This window comes from Chryseobacterium vrystaatense, assembly GCF_000737765.1.
Taxonomy (GTDB): domain Bacteria; phylum Bacteroidota; class Bacteroidia; order Flavobacteriales; family Weeksellaceae; genus Chryseobacterium; species Chryseobacterium vrystaatense.
Map to the genome: position 1 here is coordinate 389,890 of NZ_JPRI01000001.1, position 22,266 is coordinate 412,155.

Annotated in this window: 18 protein-coding genes; 16 read left to right on the forward strand and 2 right to left on the reverse strand. The window is 38.5% G+C overall.

The features are described from left to right. Positions 1–13 precede the first annotated feature (13 nt). The 13 genes from IW16_RS01805 (at position 14) to IW16_RS01865 (ending at position 18,815) form a co-directional block, all read left to right on the forward strand. On the forward strand, positions 14–2,131 hold the full coding sequence (locus tag IW16_RS01805; protein WP_034739098.1) for a T9SS type B sorting domain-containing protein: 2,118 nt from the start codon (positions 14–16) through the stop codon (positions 2,129–2,131). Between the two features lie 271 nt (positions 2,132–2,402). Next, positions 2,403–3,992 (forward strand): replicative DNA helicase, encoded by a 1,590-nt coding sequence (gene dnaB, locus IW16_RS01810; RefSeq protein WP_034739102.1) that lies wholly within the window; start codon positions 2,403–2,405, stop codon positions 3,990–3,992. 86 nt (positions 3,993–4,078) lie between these two features. Continuing rightward, positions 4,079–4,555, forward strand: coding sequence for a ribonuclease HI (gene rnhA, locus IW16_RS01815; RefSeq protein ID WP_034739104.1), 477 nt, complete (start codon positions 4,079–4,081; stop codon positions 4,553–4,555). Positions 4,556–4,714: 159 nt separating this feature from the next. Next, entirely contained in the window at positions 4,715–6,967 is a 2,253-nt protein-coding gene (locus tag IW16_RS25540; protein WP_051889843.1) for a T9SS type B sorting domain-containing protein, read from the forward strand. Positions 6,968–7,210: 243 nt separating this feature from the next. Further along, a complete protein-coding gene (locus IW16_RS25545) occupies positions 7,211–9,469 on the forward strand; it encodes a T9SS type B sorting domain-containing protein (RefSeq protein WP_051889845.1) in 2,259 nt (752 codons plus the stop codon). A 131-nt stretch (positions 9,470–9,600) separates the two neighbouring features. Further along, on the forward strand, positions 9,601–10,227 hold the full coding sequence (locus IW16_RS01830) for an NAD(P)H-dependent oxidoreductase (protein ID WP_034739106.1): 627 nt from the start codon (positions 9,601–9,603) through the stop codon (positions 10,225–10,227). Positions 10,228–10,257: 30 nt separating this feature from the next. Beyond that, positions 10,258–11,829 carry an L-aspartate oxidase gene (nadB, locus tag IW16_RS01835; RefSeq protein WP_034739108.1) on the forward strand — a complete coding sequence of 524 codons (1,572 nt, stop codon included), beginning with the start codon at positions 10,258–10,260 and terminating at the stop codon, positions 11,827–11,829. Positions 11,830–11,920: 91 nt separating this feature from the next. After that, the gene (locus IW16_RS01840; RefSeq protein WP_131327824.1) at positions 11,921–12,490 is read left to right on the forward strand and encodes a hypothetical protein; all 570 of its coding nucleotides are present in this window, start codon (positions 11,921–11,923) and stop codon (positions 12,488–12,490) included. Between the two features lie 10 nt (positions 12,491–12,500). After that, positions 12,501–13,361, forward strand: coding sequence for a carboxylating nicotinate-nucleotide diphosphorylase (nadC, locus tag IW16_RS01845; protein WP_034740474.1), 861 nt, complete (start codon positions 12,501–12,503; stop codon positions 13,359–13,361). Positions 13,362–13,570: 209 nt separating this feature from the next. Further along, positions 13,571–16,144 (forward strand): TonB-dependent receptor, encoded by a 2,574-nt coding sequence (locus tag IW16_RS01850; protein ID WP_034739111.1) that lies wholly within the window; start codon positions 13,571–13,573, stop codon positions 16,142–16,144. A gap of 94 nt (positions 16,145–16,238) precedes the next feature. Beyond that, a complete protein-coding gene (locus IW16_RS01855; RefSeq protein WP_034739113.1) occupies positions 16,239–16,676 on the forward strand; it encodes a hypothetical protein in 438 nt (145 codons plus the stop codon). A gap of 76 nt (positions 16,677–16,752) precedes the next feature. Continuing rightward, the gene (locus tag IW16_RS01860; protein ID WP_034739116.1) at positions 16,753–17,745 is read left to right on the forward strand and encodes an aspartate-semialdehyde dehydrogenase; all 993 of its coding nucleotides are present in this window, start codon (positions 16,753–16,755) and stop codon (positions 17,743–17,745) included. Positions 17,746–17,798: 53 nt separating this feature from the next. After that, positions 17,799–18,815, forward strand: coding sequence for a cation diffusion facilitator family transporter (locus IW16_RS01865; protein ID WP_034739118.1), 1,017 nt, complete (start codon positions 17,799–17,801; stop codon positions 18,813–18,815). On the opposite strand, the gene IW16_RS01870 is transcribed toward IW16_RS01865, so the two are convergent. Both IW16_RS01870 and xrtF read right to left on the reverse strand, forming a co-directional pair. Then, positions 18,812–19,246: an exosortase F system-associated membrane protein gene (locus IW16_RS01870; protein ID WP_034739120.1), complete on the reverse strand. Its 435-nt coding sequence runs from the start codon at positions 19,244–19,246 to the stop codon at positions 18,812–18,814. The genes IW16_RS01865 and IW16_RS01870 overlap by 4 nt on opposite strands. Then, the gene (gene xrtF / locus IW16_RS01875; protein WP_034739122.1) at positions 19,233–19,763 is read right to left on the reverse strand and encodes an exosortase family protein XrtF; all 531 of its coding nucleotides are present in this window, start codon (positions 19,761–19,763) and stop codon (positions 19,233–19,235) included. Before xrtF ends, IW16_RS01870 begins: the two co-directional genes overlap by 14 nt. Before the next feature lie 231 nt (positions 19,764–19,994). Between xrtF and IW16_RS01880 the strand changes: the two genes are divergently transcribed. From IW16_RS01880 to IW16_RS01890, 3 genes are all read left to right on the forward strand, one after another. Further along, positions 19,995–21,014 carry an aminoglycoside phosphotransferase family protein gene (locus IW16_RS01880; protein ID WP_034739125.1) on the forward strand — a complete coding sequence of 340 codons (1,020 nt, stop codon included), beginning with the start codon at positions 19,995–19,997 and terminating at the stop codon, positions 21,012–21,014. Between the two features lie 109 nt (positions 21,015–21,123). Continuing rightward, on the forward strand, positions 21,124–21,531 hold the full coding sequence (locus IW16_RS01885; RefSeq protein WP_034739128.1) for a RapZ C-terminal domain-containing protein: 408 nt from the start codon (positions 21,124–21,126) through the stop codon (positions 21,529–21,531). 19 nt (positions 21,532–21,550) lie between these two features. After that, positions 21,551–22,264: a nucleotidyltransferase family protein gene (locus tag IW16_RS01890; protein ID WP_034739130.1), complete on the forward strand. Its 714-nt coding sequence runs from the start codon at positions 21,551–21,553 to the stop codon at positions 22,262–22,264. The last annotated feature ends 2 nt before the right edge of the window (positions 22,265–22,266 follow it).

Genomic DNA, 22,266 nt, shown 5'->3' on the forward strand with positions numbered 1-22,266 from the left:
AATCATTTTAAACATGAAAAAAACATTACTTCTTTTAATTCTATTTATAGCACAGGTGTTCTACGCACAGTCAGACTGTGTTTCTGCTATTCCGATTTGCGGAAACTCGGACATCAGCTACACGCCAACGGATCACGGAAATATTGCTGAGAACCTTTCAGCAAACGGATGTTTGGCAATCAATGAAAATCGCTCAGTATGGTATACTTTTACGATAGCAACACCCGGAACATTAACCTTCGTGATCGATGCTAACGTTGATACCGACGACTACGATTTTGCAGTATATGGGCCGACCTCCAACGGATGTGCTTCGCTACAGTCCGGTAATGCTTTTATAAAGCCACTTAGATGCAATTATACAGGTAGCGTTGCCAGTGGAAATACCGGGTTACTCATTACCATACCTCCTCCCGCGACTCCCAACAATAACGGAACCGCAGGAAACCAGTCGGAATGGAGCCCTTACATGCAGGTATCGGCAGGAGACACGTATTACCTTGTCGTAGACAACCACAGAAATTCTGATGACGGATTTAAATTGATATGGGGTGGTACCGCTACCTTAAGCTCCGCATTTAATGATCCTGTTCTGGCACCAAATCCATTTATTCCACCGGGCATCCCTGGCGCAACTCCAACAGATCCTACAACGATCATGGTGTGTGGTATACCTTCACAATTCAATTTTGATTCTCTTACTGCCGCTATTATTAATGGAAATAACCCTAACTTCCTTGTTACCTACCATGACAATACGAACGATGTGGTTACAGGAGATGATCCTATCACTATTGCTACAGTAAATGCAACTACGACCTATTACTATAGAATCAGATATTTCGATCCAAACAACCCGGACAGCGTTATCAACAAATGCTTCATCAGTGGTAAGTTTAAATTTAAAGATGGCAGTATTACAGCAAACAATGCTACTATTCTTGCCTGTAACAACAACAGCGAGGGAACAGGAAAGTTTGACCTTACAACCGCAAATGTATTTACCGGTGGTACAAAAAAATACTACCCTACACTTGCCGACCTAAATGCTGATACCAATGAGATCACCAATCCTACCAGCTATATTTCGGCTCAGAAAACAGTCTATGCAAAAGTAATTTCCGAATTCGGATGTACGGCTATAGCCAATATTACATTAACATTCCACCCTGTCGTAACACTTAGAGATGCGGTTATTGAAGAATGCTACATCGAAAATGATATTACCCAGTCTAAGTTTGATCTTACCCAAGCTGAAGTAGGAGCTGTTGTTGGGCAAACCAAAAAGTTCTATAAGACATTACAGGATGCCAAGGACGAAACCAACCCAATTGCAAATCCTTCTACCTATCTTACAATAAGCACAGAGGTATTCGTGAGAGTAACCAATGCTAACCAATGTTATGATATCGCCAAGATCACATTAAGGGTACTTCCTCCGGTAAAATCTTTAGTATTAAAGGATAAAACAATCTGTACTGAAGCTAAAACAACATTGGATGCAGGACCTGGATTTGACGGATACGAATGGAGCACCGGAGAAACAACACAATCGATCAACAATGCAGGCATAGGTGTTTATTGGGTAAAACTGAAGACAGGAAAGTGTTTCACTCTTCAGACTGTAACGGTTTATGCTTCCAAGCAACCGGTGATCTCAAGTGTTGAAATCAGCAACAACAGTATTACAGTAAATGCTTCAGGAGGAATCCCGCCTTATATGTATTCAACAGACGGCATCACCTGGCAGGCAACCAATACATTCAGTGGACTTCCAAGAGGAGAGAATAAGATTTTCTTAAAGGATTCGTATAACTGTACACCTATTCAGATCACAGTAACAGTACCGAACCTGATCAACGCAATTACTCCGAACGGAGATAAAGTGAATGATGAGATCGACTACTCTGCACTGGCTTATAAGAAGAATCTTGTCTTTATAGTATATGACAGATATGGAAACAAACTTTATGAAGCAAATAAAATGAGGGATTACAAATGGGACGGAACCGCTTCAGGCAAGAAGATTCCTACAGGGACTTACTGGTATACGATCTCATGGAACGAAAACGACAAGAACAGTACTGAAACCAAATATTCAGGATGGATATTGTTGAAAAACAAAGAATAAGTTCAATTTTATTATACCTAAAAAAGACTATCGTAAATGATAGTCTTTTTTTGTGCCTTCTAATTAATTCAGCAATCCTTCTCCAATCCTTTAAATTATCAAAAAAAACAATCTGTATTTTCACCTTACTTATTAAAAATTTTCTATTTTTGAACCCCATTTTTTACTAACATTTTAATACTTCCTGTCCATTATACCTTATGGCGAATTGCTGATAACTTGTTAGTTACTATTTTTTAATTATTTTTTTTAAATAAACTATCTTTGCATCATGGCGCAGAAAGAAACATTATCATCCCTTACACACGGAAACTTTGCAAGAGAGCTGTCTATTGCGGATGGAAAAATGCCTCCCAATGCTGTAGATTTTGAAAGACTGGTTATCGGAACTTTTTTGATAGACAAGAAGGGACTTGATCACTCGATTGACCTCCTTACTCCGGAAGTATTTTATGACCCGAGACATCAGGTTATTTTTGCTACAATTTTAAAATTGTATGAAGGAAACCACCCCGTGGATCTGATGACGATCATTCAGGAATTAAAAAAAGAAGACAAGCTAAGCCAGGCTGGCGGCGACCATTATATTATTGACCTTACGATGGGCGTAAGTTCATCTGCCCATATAGAATATCACGTACGCGTCATTCTTGAAAAATATATTTTAAGAAGTCTGATCAATGTATCAGCCAATGTCATTGATTCTTCTTATAAAGAGTCTACTGACGTATTCGAACTTTTAGACAAGGCCGAACAGTCATTCTTTGAGATTACCAACGGAACGATTAAAAAAGGTTTTGACACGGCCAACTCATTGGTAAAACAGGCTATTGAAACCATTAAATCACTAAAGGATAAAGAAGGACTTTCAGGAGTTCCTTCAGGATTCCGGGATATTGATAAAGAAACCGGGGGATGGCAGAATTCCGACCTCATCATTATCGCAGCCCGTCCGGCGATGGGAAAAACAGCATTTCTTCTGTCTATGGCACGAAACATTGCCGTAGGCCACAAGATACCAATGGTACTTTTCTCGCTCGAGATGGCATCTGTGCAGCTTATCACCAGAATGATTGCTTCCGAAACGAAAATTTCTTCTGAAAAACTTAGAAAAGGAACTTTGGACGATGAAGAATGGCAGAGACTTTTCTCCAACGTATCGGAACTTGAAAACGCACCACTCTTTATTGACGAAACTCCTTCCCTTTCCATATTCGACTTCCGTGCAAAATGCCGACGACTGGTAATGCAGCATGGAGTAAGACTGATCATGGTCGATTATCTTCAGCTGATGACCGCAGGTGGCGGCGGAAAAGGAGTTGGAAACCGTGAGCAGGAAATTTCTATGATCTCACGTTCACTAAAAGCGATTGCCAAAGAACTTAATGTACCGGTTATTGCCCTGTCACAGCTATCGCGAAGTGTGGAAGCCCGTCCAGGAAAAAGACCTCAGCTTTCTGACCTTAGGGAATCGGGAGCGATCGAGCAGGATGCCGATATCGTATCCTTTATTTTCAGACCCGAATATTACAAAATTGCAGTATGGGATAATGATGAAGAAGGACAGGAAACCCCAACGGAAAACCAGGCAGAGCTGATTATTGCAAAACACAGAAATGGTGCTACAGCCGATGTAAGATTATCATTCTTAAAACATTTTGCTAAATTTGGTGATATTGAGGCCGCACTTGACGGGGGAATGGGTGGCTATCCATCTAATTTCGGATCTAATGAACCAAGCGGTTTTGACAAGATCAAGACGACCATCCAACCGGGTGCTGCGTTTGACCTGCCGGACAGTTCTAAACTTTCGGGATCTTCCATGAATGATTTTGATGATGATGATGACTTCCCGTTCTAGAAACGTCTGCATTTTAAATTAAATAACAGCTTAGTATGCCTTAAGCTTTCTTAGGAGACATACTAATTTCATATATACCTGAACTTTTGAGAATAGAAATATATACCGACGGTGCATGCAGCGGAAATCCGGGAAAAGGAGGCTACGGCATTCTCATGCGCGTTCCTGAAAAGAACTATCAGAAAACATTTTCCAAAGGTTTCAGGAAAACCACCAACAACAGAATGGAACTTCTGGCTGTCATTTCCGCTATGGAGAAACTAAAATCTTCGGAGAATGATATTCACATTTATACAGACAGTAAGTATGTAGCTGATGCTGTCAATCAAAAATGGATTGCAGGATGGATCAAAAGAGGATGGAAAAATGTAAAAAACCCTGATCTTTGGAAAAGGTTCATTGAAATGTACAATAAACACACGCCAAAATTACACTGGGTAAAAGGTCATGCCGGGCATTTTGAAAATGAGCTGTGTGATAAGCTTGCCGTCGCTGCTGCAAATTCTCCTGACCAGGAAATCGACACTTATTTTGAAGGACTTGAGAATAACTCTCTTTTTTAATCAATCTAAACTTAATACTTACTACATACGATATTCTTGCATTTTCCTTATCATCATTGAAAAATTACCATCATATTCAGTAAAATTAACATTAAACACATATTATTTAATTGGGATTTAATATATTTACACCATCTAATTAAAAGTAATCCCAATTAAATGAATAAATTTTTACTGTCTTATATTTCGCTTCTTCTTATATTTTTGTCAGGAGGGCTGTTTTCTCAAACTTATCAACTAGCCGGAAACCCAGTAAATACGACAGGATGGACAACCGTCTCACCTACACAGGTAAACGGTGATTTTGTTCAGCTTACTCCCGACACCAATAACCAATCAGGGTCGATCAGACTGAATGATCCGATCAACTTAAAATATTGCGACAAGTGGAGAGTAGAATTCGATTTCAGAATGGATTCCAACCAAACGTCCAATGGAGACGGAATTGCATTCTGGTATCTGGCTAATCCTCCCATTGCAAGTGTACTGGGGTCTGGTCTTGGAGTTTCTCAGAACGCCGTAGGATTTATTGTAGGATTTGACACCTACAACAACACAACCACTGCCACAATGAGTAAGGTACACGTTGCTTACGGACAGGTAGCGAATACAACCGACAACAACAACGTGGAATTTTTCAACACCGTCGGAAGCTCTTTCCACTCTCCGGATTTGAACACCACCCAGCCTTTCCAGGGAACCACCTTTAAACACGTAGAAGTTACCGCTCAGGTAGATCCAGCTATTCCCACCAACTGGATTGTAAAAATAACGATTGACGGAACGGTCATTTGCAATCAATCTTTCGCTCCAGCGGGTACAGCTGCTGCGATGACTGTAGGATATTTCGGATTTTCAGCTTCTACCGGAGGAGCAAGATCGAGACACTCTATTAAAAATGTTAAAATTTATACAGATAAAGTTCCCATCTTACAAAATACGGTTACCCAGTCTTTTTGCCCAAATCCAGCTACAGGATCCGGATCGGTAAATTTAACAACCTTCAATTCTCAGTTTGTAAGCAACCCTTCCAACTACACCTTTACCTACCTTCAGGGCTCAACTCCTATAACAAATCCGACGAATTTCCAATTTAATGCCAATACCACGGTTACCATAATCGTCAAAGACACAGCAGGCATATTGTGTGATAATCCTGACGGAAAAATACAGTTAACGCTAGCCCCTTTAACCCTTACTGACAAGACCTTAACTGCATGCAACAACAATAAAGAAGGAAAAGGCTTATTCAATCTTAATCAGGCAGACGTAGCAGGCGGGCTCAGTGCCGTTAAGAAATATTACAGAACCCTGAATGACCTGAATACCGGAACCAATGAAATTCTAAATCCAGCTACCTACACTTCTGCAGCAGGAACAGTATACGTAAAAGTAACTACCCCACTTGGCTGCACAGGCACAGCCAAGATCACTCTGACATTTTACACAGAAACACCAACAAAAGAAGCTACACTGCGCTCATGCTTCATTCAGAACAATATCACAAGTGCCATATTCGATCTTACTTCTGCCAGCGTAACAACACTGACAGGCGGATTCACAAAAAAATATTACACAAGTACAGCTGATGCTTTAAGCGGAACCAATGAGATCATGAACCCGTCTCAATATATGTCAGTAAGCACAGCCGTATATGTAAAAGTAACAGACTCCAATGGCTGTTTCGCCCTGGCAAAAGTTAATCTTATTGTGTTACCCCCTGTAACATCACCTGTTTTAAAAGATAAAATCATCTGTATCGACGGAAAAACCAATCTGGATGCAGGTCCCGGCTTTGCCAGCTACGAATGGAGCACTGGCGCTACAACATCTTCCATTCAAAATGTTGGTGTCGGCCTTTACTGGGTAAAACTACAAACAGGAGACTGTTTTACAACACAACCCGTAAAAGTTATTGCCTCCGCCAATCCTGTGATCACAAGTATCGACATCAATAATACAACAGTAGCCGTAAATGTCTCAGGAGGAACACCACCTTATCAATATTCACTGAACGGAATCGACTGGCAGGACTCCAACACTTTTACAGGACTTCACAGAGGCGAAGCAAAAGTATTCGTTAAGGACTTTTACAACTGTGCTCCTATCGAAGTCCAGATCACGGTTCCAAACCTGATCAATGCCATCACACCCAACGGCGATAATATCAATGATGTGATTGATTACTCAGCTCTGGCTTACAAGAAAAACTTGGTTTTTATAGTGTATGACAGATATGGCAACAAACTTTACGAAGCAGATAAAATAAGAAATTACACTTGGGATGGAACCGCCTTCGGCAAAAAAATTCTTACAGGAACTTACTGGTACTCCATCTCCTGGAACGAAAATGACAAAAATAACACAGCAACCAAATACTCGGGCTGGGTATTGGTGAAAAACAGGGAATAGCCCTTTATAAAAAAATCACTCTTTTTCCTGGAGTGATTTTTTTATAACATTAACTACATACTGAATATTGGTTTATTTTTTTATCCAATACAAGAAAAACTCAATATTTGTTTAACATGTTTTAGCAATAACTTTAAATTAACTTAAAATTGACAATTTAACCCCAACAATTGACAATTATTCATTATACCCTCTCAAACAAAATAAATATATTTATATCAATAACCTTAAACCAACTCGCTCATGAAAAGAAAACTACTCATTTACTATTTAACTATTCTTATTAGCTTTTCCGGACAACTGCTTGGCCAAACCTACCAACTCGCAGGAAACCCAGTTAACACAACCGGATGGGACCTCGTTTCAAATGCGGCCGTAGACACAGACTTTGTCCGCCTTACCACAGACAATACCAGCTTATACGGAGCTATAAAACTGGCTACCCCAATCACATTAAGTTATTGTGACAAATGGAAGGTAGAATTTGATTTCAGGATTGATGGAAACGGAACCGCACAGTTCGGAAGAGGAGATGGATTTACCTTCTGGTACCTCGTTAATCCCCCAACTGGCTTTGTGTCCGGAGGTGGACTTGGAATTCCCGGAAACGCATCCGGACTGATGGTAGGATTTGACATTTTCAACAATACCACAGAAGGACAGATGAGCAAAATACATCTCCTTTACGGAACCAATGATACAGCAGGAAACAATATTGAATACAACAATACCCCAGGCAGCACATTCCACTCTCCTGATCTTATCACCAGTCAACCTTTTGTAGGACCCGTGTACAAACATGTAGAAGTAAACGGAGAAACAGACCTTACGAATCCTACCAACTGGATTATCAAAATTAAACTTGACGGTGTACTTATTGTCGATCAGTCATTTGCTCCTTCAGGAGCTGCCATAGGAATGACACAGGGATATTTTGGCTTTTCAGCAGCTACCGGAGGCGCAAGTGCAAGACACTCCATCAAAAATGTAAAAGTGTTTGTAGATAAAGTTCCTATCCTAAATGCTACGGTTACTCCGTTTGTATGTACAAATCCTACAACCGGTACAGGAACCGTGGACTTGACTTCTTTCAATGCACAGTTTGTCAATAATCCTGGTAACTATCAATTTACCTATTATGTTTTAGGAAGCTCAGTTCCTATTGCAAACCCCGCCAGCTTCCCTTATTCAGGGAATACAACCATTAAAGTCGTCATTAAAGATCCAAGTTCAACGCTCTGTGACAATGGAGACGGAGTTATACAGCTCAATCCAACACCTTTTGCTGCAACGGACGCTTCACTGTCCGGCTGCAACAACAATAATGCAGGCACTGCCACATTTGATCTTACCACAGCAGCCTTGACAACTGTATTAGGCTCTACAATGCAATTCTACAACACCATGCATGACCTGAATGCTGGAATCAACGAGATTCCAAATCCTACGGCTTATGCATCAGGAGCAGCGGTATTATTTGCAAAAGTTACCACGCCTCAGGGATGTGTAAGCACAGCAAAACTAACCCTGAATCTCAATCCTGTTGTAGTAGTTACCGACGCTAACTTAAGATCATGTTTCCTGGAGACCAATCCGTCACTGGGAACATTCAATCTGAATAATGCCCCTGTAACAGTTGGTACATTAACCAAGAAATATTATCCTTCCCTTTCTGATGCAGAAAATGGAACGAATGAAATTTTAAACTTTTTAAATTATACTGCTCCATCCGGAGTCATCTATGTAAAGGTATTCAATGCACAGGGATGCTATTCTATTGCAAAAGTGACACTTACTGTTATAGCTCCGGTTCTGTCAACTGTCCTAAAAGACAAAATCATCTGTATTGAAGACAAAACCACACTGGATGCAGGACCTGGATTTACCTCATATCTGTGGAGTACAGGTGCAACTACGCAGGCGATAACCAATGTGGGAGTAGGAACCTATTGGGTAAAGCTAAAGTCCGGAGACTGTACCGCTATACAGGCAGTAAAAGTATATGCTTCGGAGCAGCCGGTGGTAACCAATATTGATATTTCAGGAAATACTGTAACGGTTTTCACAAACGGAGGAACTCCAGCATATCAATATTCAATGGATAATATCAACTGGCAGGATTCAAATGTATTCAACAATGTTGCCAGAGGAGAAACCAAAATCTATGTAAAGGACAGCTACGATTGTGAACCTATCGAGATCGATATTACTGTTCCTAATCTGATTAATGTAATCACTCCAAACGGAGACGGAGTCAATGATGCAATTGATTATTCTGCACTTTCCAATAAGAAAAATCTACAGATTGGAATTTTCGACCGTTACGGATATAAACTTTTCCAGGCTGATAAATCCAACAGATATACCTGGGACGGAACGACCAACGGAAGCAAGAAAGTCCCGACCGGAAACTACTGGTATTCTATCACATGGAATGAAAACAACAGCAAGAATACTCCAATCAAATTCTCAGGCTGGATCATGGTGAAAAACAGAGAATAAAATTAAATTGATTATTTTTTTAAATACCCCGGGATCACTTCAAATTTGAAGTGATCCTTTTTTGTTTTTTCCAACAAGAGATATTTCATTTTAAACACCCTTTATTCGTATTCAATTCTTAAATTTGTGTTATGAATTATTTGGAAGCTTTAAGCAGAAGATATTCTGTGAAAAAATTTAATCACGAAATCATTCCTCAAGACACCCTGTACAATATTCTTGAGTCAGGAAAGCTGTCTGCCAGTTCACTTGGACTTCAACCGTACAAAGTATTGGTCGTTGAAAGCGAGGCTATGAAACAGAAATTAATTCCGGCATTCTATAATCCCTCTCAAATCTCTACATGCTCGCATCTTGTGGTGATCGTTTCCAAGAAAACCATCGACGAAAGCTACATTCACGGGTATTTTAATCATATCTCAGAGGTAAGAGAAACTCCTGTTGAAAAACTTGATCTCTTCAGAAAAAGTATCAATCAGCATATTACTCAAAAAACAAAGGATGAGATTTTCAACTGGGCAGAAAAACAGTCTTATATTGTATTGGCTAATCTGATGTACGCCGCTGCCATTGAAAATATAGATTCATGTCCTATGGAAGGCTTCCGGCAGGACCTGATAGAAGAAATTCTTAATATCAATCCCGAAACAGAAAAAGTAACCGTCACCCTCGCTTTAGGTTACCGCTCAGAGGAAGACCATTTCCAGCACATGAAAAAAGTAAGAAAACCAAACGAAAAATTGTTTAAATTTATTTAATATTTAAATGATCGTACCTAAAGCAAGCATATGATAAAAGCGGATGTATTAGTAATCGGTTCCGGCATCTCGGGACTTTCCTATGCCATTAAAGTTTCTGAACAGTTCCCTGATGCCAAAATCATCATTGTAACAAAATCTGATGAAGACGAAAGCAATACAAAATATGCACAGGGAGGACTGGCAGTAGTCACCGACTTCAAAAATGACAATTTTGAAAAACATATCGAAGATACCATGCGTGCCGGAGATGGTGAAAACAAACGTGATGTGGTAGAAATGGTGGTTAGGGAAGCTCCTGCAAGATTTAACGAAATCGTAGAATGGGGTGCCAATTTCGATATGAAAAATGGTGAATTTGCTTTAGGAAGAGAAGGCGGCCACACCGAAAACCGTATCGTCCATCATAAAGACATTACCGGATTCGAGATCGAAAGAGCTTTACTGGAAACAGCTAAAAACAGCCCGAATATTGAGATTCTTGATCACCATTACGTCATTGATATTATCACCCAACACCACGTTCCGGGGAAAGAAGTCAACGAAGGTGAAATCAACTGCTATGGAGCCTATATTCTTGATGAAAAATCAAAAATAATCAAAAAGATCACTTCAAAAATAACATTGGCAGCTACTGGAGGTGCAGGACATGTATATAAGAACACCACCAACCCCACTATTGCTACAGGAGATGGAATCGCGTTTGTTGCCAGAGCAAAGGGTAAAGTTTCGAATATGCAGTACTACCAGTTTCATCCGACGGCGCTTTACAGCAAAATCAATGGAATGCTTTTCCTTATTTCTGAAGCAGTAAGAGGAGACGGTGCTAAACTAAGAACTAAGAAAGGTGAAAAATTCATGCACAAATATGATGAGCGTGAAGAATTAGCCTCAAGAGATATTGTAGCCCGAGCGATCGACAATGAAATGAAAATTTCAGGTGATGAATATGCCGGACTTGACTGCCGCGAAATGAATCATGAAAAATTCCTGGAACATTTTCCTAATATTTACAAAAAGTGCAGAGAAGAAGGAATCGATCCTTTTACTCAATTAATACCTGTAGTACCGGCTTGCCATTATCTTATGGGCGGTATTGAAGTAGACCGGGACGGGCAGTCTTCTATCAGAAATCTCTTTGCAGTAGGAGAATGTACCAATTCCGGACTTCATGGAGCCAACAGACTTGCTTCCAATTCCTTACTGGAAGGTTTGGTTTTTGGACATAACGCTGCTATAAAAACGATTGCCCTACTTAAAGAGAACAATTTTAATTTTGATGATCTGAAAGCCGTTCCGGAGTGGAATGAGGAAGGAATGAAAATCATGGATGAAATGGTTATCGTCAGCTACCTCAGAAAGCAGCTTCAGGAAATGATGAGTGATCTGGTAGGTATCGTAAGAAGCAACAGACGTTTGAGTATGGCTTTACAGAAACACCAGGAGATCGCAGCAGCAGTTGACGAAATCTATCATTACTCAATCCTCTCCCCACAGTTGTCAGAATTAAGAAACCTTACAACCGTTGCCCACCTCATCATTACCCAGTCTATGGAAATGACAGAAAATAAAGGAGCATTTTACAATAAAGATTTAGCTTAAAAGAAATTAAAGCAAATCAATGGAAATATTCAGCCTGAAGATTCTTACAATTATTAAACTTTTATATGTTCTCAGAGCATTAATTATAATAATGATTTTAGGAATTTTCGGCTTTCTTATTTTTGTTATCAGATTTAATGACCCAAATGATTTTACTTTATGGATATTAGGAATTGTTGCTGTATTTTTCGGAAGAAACCTTTTCAATTACTTAAAGAGAATCATAATTTCGAAAGCAAAGTATCCGCTTCCTACAAATTTATTGTGTAATATTCTGGAATTGGGAAAGCCTTATTATTTCGGAAAAGATCAATTTGACCTGGATGAAATGATTAATGATAATCAATTTCCATTAACATTTTATTATATAAATAATCATCAACATCCGATTCTACAATTCGATAAAGACAAAATTCTTTTTCACGGCCAGGAATATCATTGGGAAAATTTCAATTGGAAATATTTTTTTTATTCAGAAAACCCCAATGCATATAAACCTCAAGGTAAATATTTAATAGAATTTTATGCTTCAAACCAAAACAATACCCGCATAAAAAATAAAATTGAGTTTGAAAAAATAAAAGCTGACGAAAATGAAGTAATTTTGCTTTTTGTGATCCATGATTTGTTATTCGGAACAAAAAAATCATACTATTATTAAAATTAAAAATATGAAAAGACCAGCATACGTTACAGATAAAGTTTTAAAACAATTCATCAACAACGCCCTGGAAGAAGACATTCAGGATGGCGATCACTCTACCCTTTCTACCATTCCAAAAGATTTGGAGCAGAGCGCCAAACTTCTTGTAAAGCAGGACTGTATCTTAGCAGGAGTAGAGCTGGCAGAAATTATTTTTAAAACTTTTGACAAGGATTTAAAAATTGAAACATTCATGAAAGACGGTGACGCAGCCAAAGTAGGAGATATTGCTTTAATTGTAACCGGAAGTGCCAGATCAATTCTTTCTACAGAAAGACTTATCCTGAACTGCATGCAGAGAATGAGTGGAATAGCTACCCTTACTCACGAATGGGATTCCAGATTGGTTGGAACCAAAACAAAGCTTTTAGACACCAGAAAAACAACACCCAACTTCCGCGTATGTGAAAAATGGGCCGTTGCCATAGGCGGTGGAACCAATCACAGATATGGCCTTTATGACATGATCATGCTTAAAGACAACCATATCGATTATAACGGCAGTATTACAAATGCTGTAAAAATGGCAAAGGAATACGTAAAAAACACCAAGAAAAAATTAAAAATCGAGGTTGAAACAAGAAATCTTGACGAAGTAAAGGAAGCCATTAAAGCAAAAGTAGACAGAATCATGCTTGATAATATGAATGTTACCATGATGAAAGAGGCTGTAGAAATGATCAATGGTTCATGTGAGTCTGAAGCTTCAGGCGGAATTACCCGTGAAATGTTAAAAGAAATCGCATCAACAGGCGTTACCTTTATCTCTGCAGGAGCCCTTACCCACTCGGCTGAAAATATTGATTTGAGTCTCAAAGCCGTGAAATAGCGTTGTATTTTTAATAAAAACAACACCCCTTTATTAAAAACTCAATAATATGATTTTTTTCATGTAAAAATTCAATTTTTATACATTTTATTGAATATCAACACTTTAACACTTATTAAGATTGATTAAAAATTAACATACAGTTAATATTAGTTAAAATTTATTTCGCCAATTTTGCAGAAAATTAAATCTAACTATTACTAACGATTATGAAATTAATCAACAAATCGATACTGACTGTAGCTATTACCCTATCTACAGCTAGTGTTTATTACGCTCAACAAGTTCAGGATACTGTATCAAAGTCCAAAGACATTGATGAGGTAATTTTAAGAGGTGTTACTGATATCGCTAAAGATAGAAAAACACCAGTAGCAGTTTCTACCATTAAAGCGGCACAAATTCTTGAAAGACAAGGAAATCAAGAGCTTGTTGAACTTTTAAACACAACACCTTCTGTATACGCTACAAAAGGAGGAGGAGGTTTTGGAGACTCTCAAATTACCATGCGTGGTTTCGAATCAAGAAACATTGCAGTAATGGTAAACGGTATGCCGGTTAATGACATGGAAGGTGGTGCAGTTTATATGTCAAACTGGACAGGTCTGTCGGATGTTACCAGCACTATGCAGGTACAGAGAGGACTTGGATCTTCTAAATTAGCTATTGCTTCTGTAGGAGGTACCATGAACTTCATTACCCGTTCTGCAGACATGAAGCAAGGTGGAGCCATCAGATTAGGTATTGGAAATAATGATTTCCTAAAAACATCTTTCGCTTATAACACCGGTAAATCAGAAAACGGATGGTCTGCATCATTCTTGGCAAGCAGACAGTCAGGAGCTACTTACGTACAAAATACAGATTACGAATCATATACTTATTTCTTCGCATTAGGTTATCAGCCAAGTGCAAAGCACAATTTACAGTTTATGATGACGTCTTCTCCACAGTGGCATGATCAGAGATCATATGCACCAACGATCAGCAACTATATTAAATACAACCCAGACCATGACGGTTCACCATACAGACAATACAACTCTGATTATGGATATTATACTACACAGGATGGAGTAAGACAGAATCTGGCTAACGCTATGAACTACTACTCTAAACCGGTTGTAATGTTGAACTGGGATTGGACGATGAGCGAAAAATCTACTCTAAGTACGGTAGCATACATGTCTAACGGACGTGGTGGTGGAGCAAGAAACCTTGGTAAACTTGGAACTAAAACGATTAACGACGCAAGTTTCATTGACGGAGAGGGTCATTATAATTACGATGCCATTTTTGCAGCCAATGCAGCTGTAACTCCAACTGCAGGAGTTGCCGGTAATACATTGATCCGTAGTTCAAGTGTGAATTCTCACAACTGGTATGGAATTTTAATGAACTTCCAGCACAAAATCAATGATAACTGGAACTTCTCTATTGGTACTGATGACAGATACTATTACGGATACCATTATCAGGTTGCTTCAGATCTTTATGGAGCTAAAGGGTATACAGATAATTTTAACAAAAATTTACCAACAGGTAATATTATACGTAATACTTACGACTATCAAAAGCTAAACTGGAATCCTTTCGGTGGAAAAAATGCACCGATGGAAGACAGAGCTGCATTCAGTAATGACGGTGAAGTACTTTGGTACAGTGGTTTTGGACAGGTAGAATATACTACTGAAAAATTAACAGCTTACGTACAGGGGTCAGTATCTAATCAGGGATACCAGAGAATTGATGATTTCGTAAAGCCTGGAACACTTCAGCAAGGTCAGCCTGTTGAGAGAAAAACAGGATTTAAAAATATGTTTGGTTACAACATTAAAGGGGGAGCCAACTATAATATTGACAACCACAATAACGTATTTGCCAATATCGGTTACTACAGTAAGCAGCCAATGATGAGTGCGGTATTTCCAAGTAACCAACAGGTGATCAATCCGACCTTAACCAATGAAAAAATATTCTCTGTTGAATTAGGTTACGGATTCAAAACAGGTAACTTCAACGCAAAAGTTAACTTATACAGAACTGAGTGGAAAGACAGATGGTACAGAAGAGGAGGTGTAGACTTCGGAAACGGTATCAGAGGTTATTCTGAAATCAGCGGAATTACACAACTTCACCAGGGTGCTGAACTTGAGGCAACTTACAAGGTAAATAGGTTCTTAGAATTTCAGGGAATGTTCTCTTGGGGTGATTACCAATATAAAGGGAACGCATCAGGATCTAACTTCCAGGATGACAACACTCCTATCGAAACTAACGGATCAAATACTTCTACACTTTATTTAGATAAAGTAAAAGTTGGAGGCAGCAACAACAGTATTCCACAAACAACAGCTTCATTAGGATTTACAGTGAGCCCGGTTCAGGATCTTAGAATTTACGGTAACTGGCAGTACACAGGAAGAATTTATTCTGCAATGAATATGGCAGACTTCGTTACTCCTGGAAAAGAAGCGTTGCAATTACCTGATTTTAATTTATTCAATGTAGGTGCATCTTACAAAATTAAATTGAAGAACGAGAGTCAGTACTTCACACTTGGTGTAAACGTTTACAACCTGTTTGATACTACTTATATTCAGGATGGTTCAACTAACATCAAAACAACAGATCCAATTAATCCAACTGCTAAGCCAGGTGCTGCTGATTACGGTATAACTTATGAGCAAGCAGGAAGAGTTTATAAGGGTATTGCTGATGGAAACAGAGTTTACTTCGGATTTGGAAGAACATGGTCTACAAGTTTATCATTCAACTTCTAATAAGATCATAATATTAGATTTTATAAATATCAATCCCGGCTTTTCGCCGGGATTTTTGCTATATTTGTGACTAGAAAAATAGAAAAAATTGAATATGGATTTTTACAAGATTTTGCTTAATGCACACAAAGGATTCGGATATCTCGAACTTCTTTTGACCTCATTATTTATTATTGCTCTTTTAACCACGATGTTTGGTTTCAGTGGCAAAGTGAACAAATTTTTAAAGAAGATCACCCTCTTCACGATGATTTTCTTTCATGTACAGTTCCTTTTAGGAATATGCTTACTGTTCACCTCTCCCGGTTTTAAAGCAGCAATAGCAGCCGGAACATTAATGAAAGATGCATACAGCAGACAAACATTTGTAGAACACCCATTTGCTATGCTGATCGCAGCTGTATTGATGACTATCATCAATAAAAAAGTAAAATCCAACGATACGATCTCTTTAGGAATCGTAATTATGGGTCTTATCGCTGTAGGTTTATTTGCATTTGCATTCCCTTGGATGAGAGTCTTTGGGGCCTAAAACATAAAATAATAATTGATTGGCAATGAGCTGGTCAATTGATAATAGTTTAACCTTAAATTTTTTAATTAAATCAATGAAAGTAGCTGTAGTCGGTTCAACAGGAATGGTTGGACAAGTTATGCTGAAAGTTTTGGAGGAGAGAAACTTCCCTGTAACAGAATTAATTCCGGTAGCATCCGAAAGATCTGTAGGTAAGAAGGTGAAGTATAAACAGGAGGAATTTACGATTGTAAGCATGAAGGACGCTATAGCTGCCAAACCGGATATTGCCATTTTCTCTGCCGGAGGAGATACTTCTCTTGAGTTTGCCCCTCTGTTTGCAGAAGCCGGTACCACCGTCATTGATAATTCTTCTGCATGGAGAATGGACCCTACAAAAAAATTGGTTGTTCCGGAAATCAATGCACATGTTCTTACTAAAGAAGACAAGATCATTGCCAATCCGAACTGCTCTACCATTCAGTTGGTCATGGTATTGGGGCCATTAAATAAAAAATATGATCTGAAAAGAGTGGTTGTTTCTACCTACCAGTCTGTAACAGGAACTGGAAAAGCTGCCGTAGATCAGTTGAATGCTGAAATAAGCGGAGACGACAGTGTTGCCAAAGTATATCCTTACCAGATCTTCAAAAATGCTCTTCCTCACTGTGATGTATTCAGCGATGATGATTACACTAAAGAAGAGATCAAATTAATGAAAGAGCCTAAGAAAATTTTAGGTGACGATACATTCAATCTTACCGCAACAGCAGTAAGGGTTCCCGTTCAGGGAGGACACTCAGAAAGTGTGAATATTGAATTCGAAAATGAATTTGACCTTGATGAAGTAAGAAAAATCTTATCTGAAACACCGGGTGTAGTAGTAATGGACAATGTGAAAAACAACGAATATCCAATGCCCCTGTATTCAGAAGGTAAAGACGATGTATTCGTCGGCAGGATAAGACGGGATCTTTCACAGCCCAAAACGCTGAATCTCTGGATCGTAGCAGACAATCTGCGAAAAGGAGCAGCAACAAACGCTGTACAGATTGCAGAATACTTAGCAGCCAACAACTTAGTTTAAACTAACAAAATAAAAAAGAGTCTCAAAATTGAGATTCTTTTTTTTATCAAACAATGGAAAATAAAAAGACAATCAGCACCAAAGACAAAATAGGGTTCCAAAAGCTTATTGCCGTTTTCGGAGTCATCTTATTTATCGGAAAGATTATCGCATGGAAACTCACAAATTCTGACGCTGTGTTTTCAGATGCCATGGAAAGTGTTGTTAATGTGATCAGCGCATTTATGGGACTTTACTCCCTCCATCTTGCAGCAAAACCGAAGGACGAAGACCATCCTTACGGCCACGGAAAAGTGGAATTTGTAACATCCGGCATTGAGGGTGCTTTAATTGCTATTGCAGGGATCATGATCATCTATGAAGGCATCAACAGCCTCGTTGTCGGAAAAACACTGGCTAAACTTGATCTCGGAATATGGATCATCGCTGCAACAGCTATCATTAATTATCTTCTTGGATATATTTCGATTAAAAAAGGTCAGGCTGAAAACTCACTGGTTCTTGTTTCATCCGGAAAACATCTTCAGTCTGATACGGTGACAACATTAGGTGTGGTGATGAGTTTAGTTGTCGTTTACTTTACAAAAATTTACTGGCTAGATTCTGTTGTAGCTCTTATTTTTGGTTTTTACATCATCTATGTCGGGTATAAGATCGTCAGGAAATCTTTAAGCGGCATTATGGATGAGCAAGACCCTGATCTACTGAATCAGATCATCAAAGTACTCGAAGAAAACAGAAGAATAGAATGGATAGACGTTCATAATATGAAGATCCAGCAATTCGGTGCGAACCTCCATATTGACGCCCATATCACGCTGCCCTGGTACTACAGTCTTAGGGAAGCTCACAATGAAATGGAAAAAATGATTATCGTTCTGGCAAAAAACACGAAAAGAAGTGTGGAATTTAACTTCCATATGGACGACTGCAAAACAGTTTCATGTCCGGTCTGCCAAATCAAAGACTGTCCAGTCCGTGAAAAAGATTTTGTGAAACGGGTGCAATGGACTCCTGAAAATGTAACGAGTGTAGAAAAACACACAGTAGATGAACTTACAGACAGTTAGACTGATTGGTCCAGCTGCTTTCTATAATAAAACATCGGAACAATCAGTAACAAAGCCAGAGGCTGGATTACAAACCTTCTCATATAAAAGGAAAAAAGATAACCAATGTCGAACCGGTCATAGATACAGTAAAGATAGATCGGGAAAGTAATCACAAAAATAATCGTGATCAGTAATGCTCCCTGTACCGTCCACTGCCTATTTTTAAAAAGACATTGGATAATCAGGCAGGAAAAAATAAGATTGAGTATAAATCTAAAAAGATGCCCTACAATTAATTTTCCCCATTCAAAACCAGGAAAAGCAATGTTTTTATTGGCCTCATGAAAGTACTCCAGAAAAGGATCATAAAATATTCTGTCTTCAAGGATACGCACCCCCATAAGACCGCAGATTCCTGCTATTACCAAAAGCCAGTTAAGAATTCTCATTTTTTAAAGCAAAGAATTTAATCCATACCAGCCAAAGAACCACCACCGTTCCATAAATAACTGCAGGAAAAATAAAATCATGAAAAATTTTTCCATATTCCTTATAATCCACCATGACGACATTCAGTCCAATGATCCGGAGCAGATTCATAATGTAAAGGAGAACAAGCCCGGCAAGAGCAAAAACAAAGGTTTTTGAGCCCTTATAAAATGCAAAAACGAAGGCTATAAAAAGGATCATAACAGAAATTGCATTACACCCCTCCACCATTCTTGATACATAATTTCCCCTGACATAAAACCACATTTGTTCATTTTTCACATCATCATAAAGTAATGTAGGAAATCCTGAAGCCTTTTGAATCGACACAACCTGGTCAGCGATCATTCTGGAAAAAGGATCCAACCCATCTTCTTTACCTGAATTCAGATAAAACTGATAGGCAAAAAGCAACACCAGATAAATGACGATGAACCTCAGTAAAATGTTTAAGACTGGTTTAAAATCCTTTAGCATAATACAAAGATAAAAATTAGAGTGAAACTTAAGGTAAGAAATTTGAGGTTAGAGATTTCAGACACTAGATATCATGCATGTTATCGAGATGCGAGATCTGGATTACTATTCAAAACTCTATTTTTAAAACTCTCAAACCCGAATCTTAAACCCCACAACTCTCAAGCCTTAAAACTCTCAAACTCCGCAAACACCAAACTCCCATTAAATTAGTATATTTGTTTCCATATTATGACTTCCGAAAACGCAAAACGATTTTTTGAAAATTATCTGGGTGAGCCATCTTCTGAGTTCGTTACACTGGCTCAAAGCGGCTCTGCAAGGGTGAATTTCGTGGCAGCCTCCGGCACCGTAAAATACATTGTTACCAGCAACGAAAACATTCCGGAAAACGAAAGTTTTATTTATTACTCTGAAATATTCTCTGAACTGGATCTCAATACACCTGCAATTTTTGCAGTTTCAGAGGACAGAAAAATATATGTACAGGAATTTCTGGGAGGACAGACACTTTCCGAAATCATTACCAAAGAAGGTCTTTCTCCTCATGTAAGATCACTGGTAAAACAAACTCTGGAAAAACTTTTTCAGCTTCAGACCAAAACTCAGGGAAAAATTGATTATTCAAAAACTTTTGAATATGAAAAGTATGATGAGCTGCCCGTAATCCATGACCTCTACTATTTTAAAAACTTCGTAGCAGATGTCCTCGAATTGGAATACCGTAAATCTGTACTGCTAAAAGAATTTAAGGAGATCGCTATACGTATAGAAAATCTTGAACCGAAAGGAATCATGATTCGTGATTTTCAGGCAAGAAATATTATGGTCAACGAAGAAAGTAAAGTTTCGTTTATCGATTACCAATCTGCTATGGAAGGCCCATTGATGTATGATGTCATCTCCTTCCTGTTTCAGGCTAAAGCGGATTTTCCGGAAAATTTTAAAAGTGAGATGCTAGACTATTACACGAATCACTTTGACAATCAGGAAACTAAAATTAAACTAAAAAAATCGGTAAAACCAATTCAGATGATGCGCTTCCTTCAGGTACTTGGAGCCTATGGTTTCAGAGGACTGATTCAAAGGAAGTCTCATTTTTTAGCCAGCCTTGAAAAAGGAATTCAAAATATTGCCGATTTTGCCGCATCTTGGGAACAGATGAAAGACTATCCCGAACTGAAAAAAGTGATAGAACAGCTTTCTTCAGAGGAATCAAAATTAAAAATTAATGCAATTTTGAACCGTTAAAATTCTTAAGTAACTGCATAATATTAAAAATGTCAGCCTCAGCAAAATCCAAGGCTTTGATAAAGATACAACACATAAACTCTAAGGGTTTATATAAAAAATAAATAAAATGTTACACATCGACATACACAGTTTTTCATACAAAAAAGGAGGAATTCCTAAAGACCATTCAGGGAACGGCGGAGGCTTTACCTTTGACTGCAGAGGAATTTTGAATCCGGGAAGAATTGAAGAATACAAAATTCAGACAGGAAATGATATCGGGGTTCAGGAATATCTTGAAACAAAGACGGAAATGCCCAGGTTTCTGGAGCTTGTGAAATCTATTGTATCCATTAATATTGATAATTATCTGGAAAGAGGATTTGAAGACCTGCAAATTAATTTCGGATGTACAGGAGGCCAGCACAGATCCGTGTATTCTGCCATCAAAATCGCTGAATTCATTAGAGAAAAATACCCTGAAGGGACAGAAATAAGCCTTCACCACGACGAACAGCACCACTTGAATCCATAATGATCAATTATAAATAGAAATGAAAGCTTTAATCTTCGCAGCCGGAAAAGGTACAAGGCTAAAACCTTTTACAGACCATCACCCAAAAGCGCTGGCCAAAGTCAACGGCATTCCCCTTTTGGAGAGAAATATTAATTATCTTAAAAGCTTCGGAATAAAAGATTTTGTGATCAATATCCATCATTTTGGAAATCAGATTGTTGAATTTTTAAATAAAAACAGTAATTTCGGATGCAACATTGAAATCTCGGATGAAGCCGATGAATTGCTGGAAACCGGAGGCGGCTTGATTTTTGCTAGAAGATTCCTCGATCACGGGGAAGATTTTCTGATCATGAACGCTGATATTTTAACGGATATCAATATTGACGCTCTTGTCGAGTATCATAAAAAGATAAAAGATTTTGCTACTTTAGCGGTTTCCGACAGAGATAGTTCAAGAAAATTACTTTTCAACAATGATATGGTTTTAAGAGGATGGCTCAATGTACAGTCGGGAGAGCAGAGGCTTGCGGAATTCAATAAAGGATTTAAGGCTCTTGCTTTCAGTGGCGTTCACTGTATCAACCCTGCTATCTTTGAAAAAATAAAAAGAACCGGCAAATTTTCTATTATGGAGGAATATCTTGACCTGATGCAGACAGAGCATATCCACGGATTTCTGCATGACAGCATTCTGATAGATGTAGGAAGACCAGAGTCTGTAATAGAAGCCGAAAAACATTTTAAATAATT

What these genes read in the sequence shown, in the direction of transcription:
- IW16_RS01830 (WP_034739106.1), top strand. Translation starts at nt 9,601, where the DNA reads ATGAATTATTTGGAAGCTTTAAGCAGAAGATATTCTGTGAAAAAATTT.
- dnaB (WP_034739102.1), top strand. Translation starts at nt 2,403, where the DNA reads ATGGCGCAGAAAGAAACATTATCATCCCTTACACACGGAAACTTTGCA.
- xrtF (WP_034739122.1), bottom strand. Translation starts at nt 19,763, where the DNA reads ATGCTAAAGGATTTTAAACCAGTCTTAAACATTTTACTGAGGTTCATC.
- IW16_RS01865 (WP_034739118.1), top strand. Translation starts at nt 17,799, where the DNA reads ATGGAAAATAAAAAGACAATCAGCACCAAAGACAAAATAGGGTTCCAA.
- IW16_RS25545 (WP_051889845.1), top strand. Translation starts at nt 7,211, where the DNA reads ATGAAAAGAAAACTACTCATTTACTATTTAACTATTCTTATTAGCTTT.
- IW16_RS01850 (WP_034739111.1), top strand. Translation starts at nt 13,571, where the DNA reads ATGAAATTAATCAACAAATCGATACTGACTGTAGCTATTACCCTATCT.
- IW16_RS01805 (WP_034739098.1), top strand. Translation starts at nt 14, where the DNA reads ATGAAAAAAACATTACTTCTTTTAATTCTATTTATAGCACAGGTGTTC.
- IW16_RS01890 (WP_034739130.1), top strand. Translation starts at nt 21,551, where the DNA reads ATGAAAGCTTTAATCTTCGCAGCCGGAAAAGGTACAAGGCTAAAACCT.
- IW16_RS01855 (WP_034739113.1), top strand. Translation starts at nt 16,239, where the DNA reads ATGGATTTTTACAAGATTTTGCTTAATGCACACAAAGGATTCGGATAT.
- IW16_RS25540 (WP_051889843.1), top strand. Translation starts at nt 4,715, where the DNA reads ATGAATAAATTTTTACTGTCTTATATTTCGCTTCTTCTTATATTTTTG.
- IW16_RS01880 (WP_034739125.1), top strand. Translation starts at nt 19,995, where the DNA reads ATGACTTCCGAAAACGCAAAACGATTTTTTGAAAATTATCTGGGTGAG.
- nadB (WP_034739108.1), top strand. Translation starts at nt 10,258, where the DNA reads ATGATAAAAGCGGATGTATTAGTAATCGGTTCCGGCATCTCGGGACTT.
- IW16_RS01885 (WP_034739128.1), top strand. Translation starts at nt 21,124, where the DNA reads ATGTTACACATCGACATACACAGTTTTTCATACAAAAAAGGAGGAATT.
- nadC (WP_034740474.1), top strand. Translation starts at nt 12,501, where the DNA reads ATGAAAAGACCAGCATACGTTACAGATAAAGTTTTAAAACAATTCATC.
- IW16_RS01860 (WP_034739116.1), top strand. Translation starts at nt 16,753, where the DNA reads ATGAAAGTAGCTGTAGTCGGTTCAACAGGAATGGTTGGACAAGTTATG.
- IW16_RS01870 (WP_034739120.1), bottom strand. Translation starts at nt 19,246, where the DNA reads ATGAGAATTCTTAACTGGCTTTTGGTAATAGCAGGAATCTGCGGTCTT.
- IW16_RS01840 (WP_131327824.1), top strand. Translation starts at nt 11,921, where the DNA reads ATGATTTTAGGAATTTTCGGCTTTCTTATTTTTGTTATCAGATTTAAT.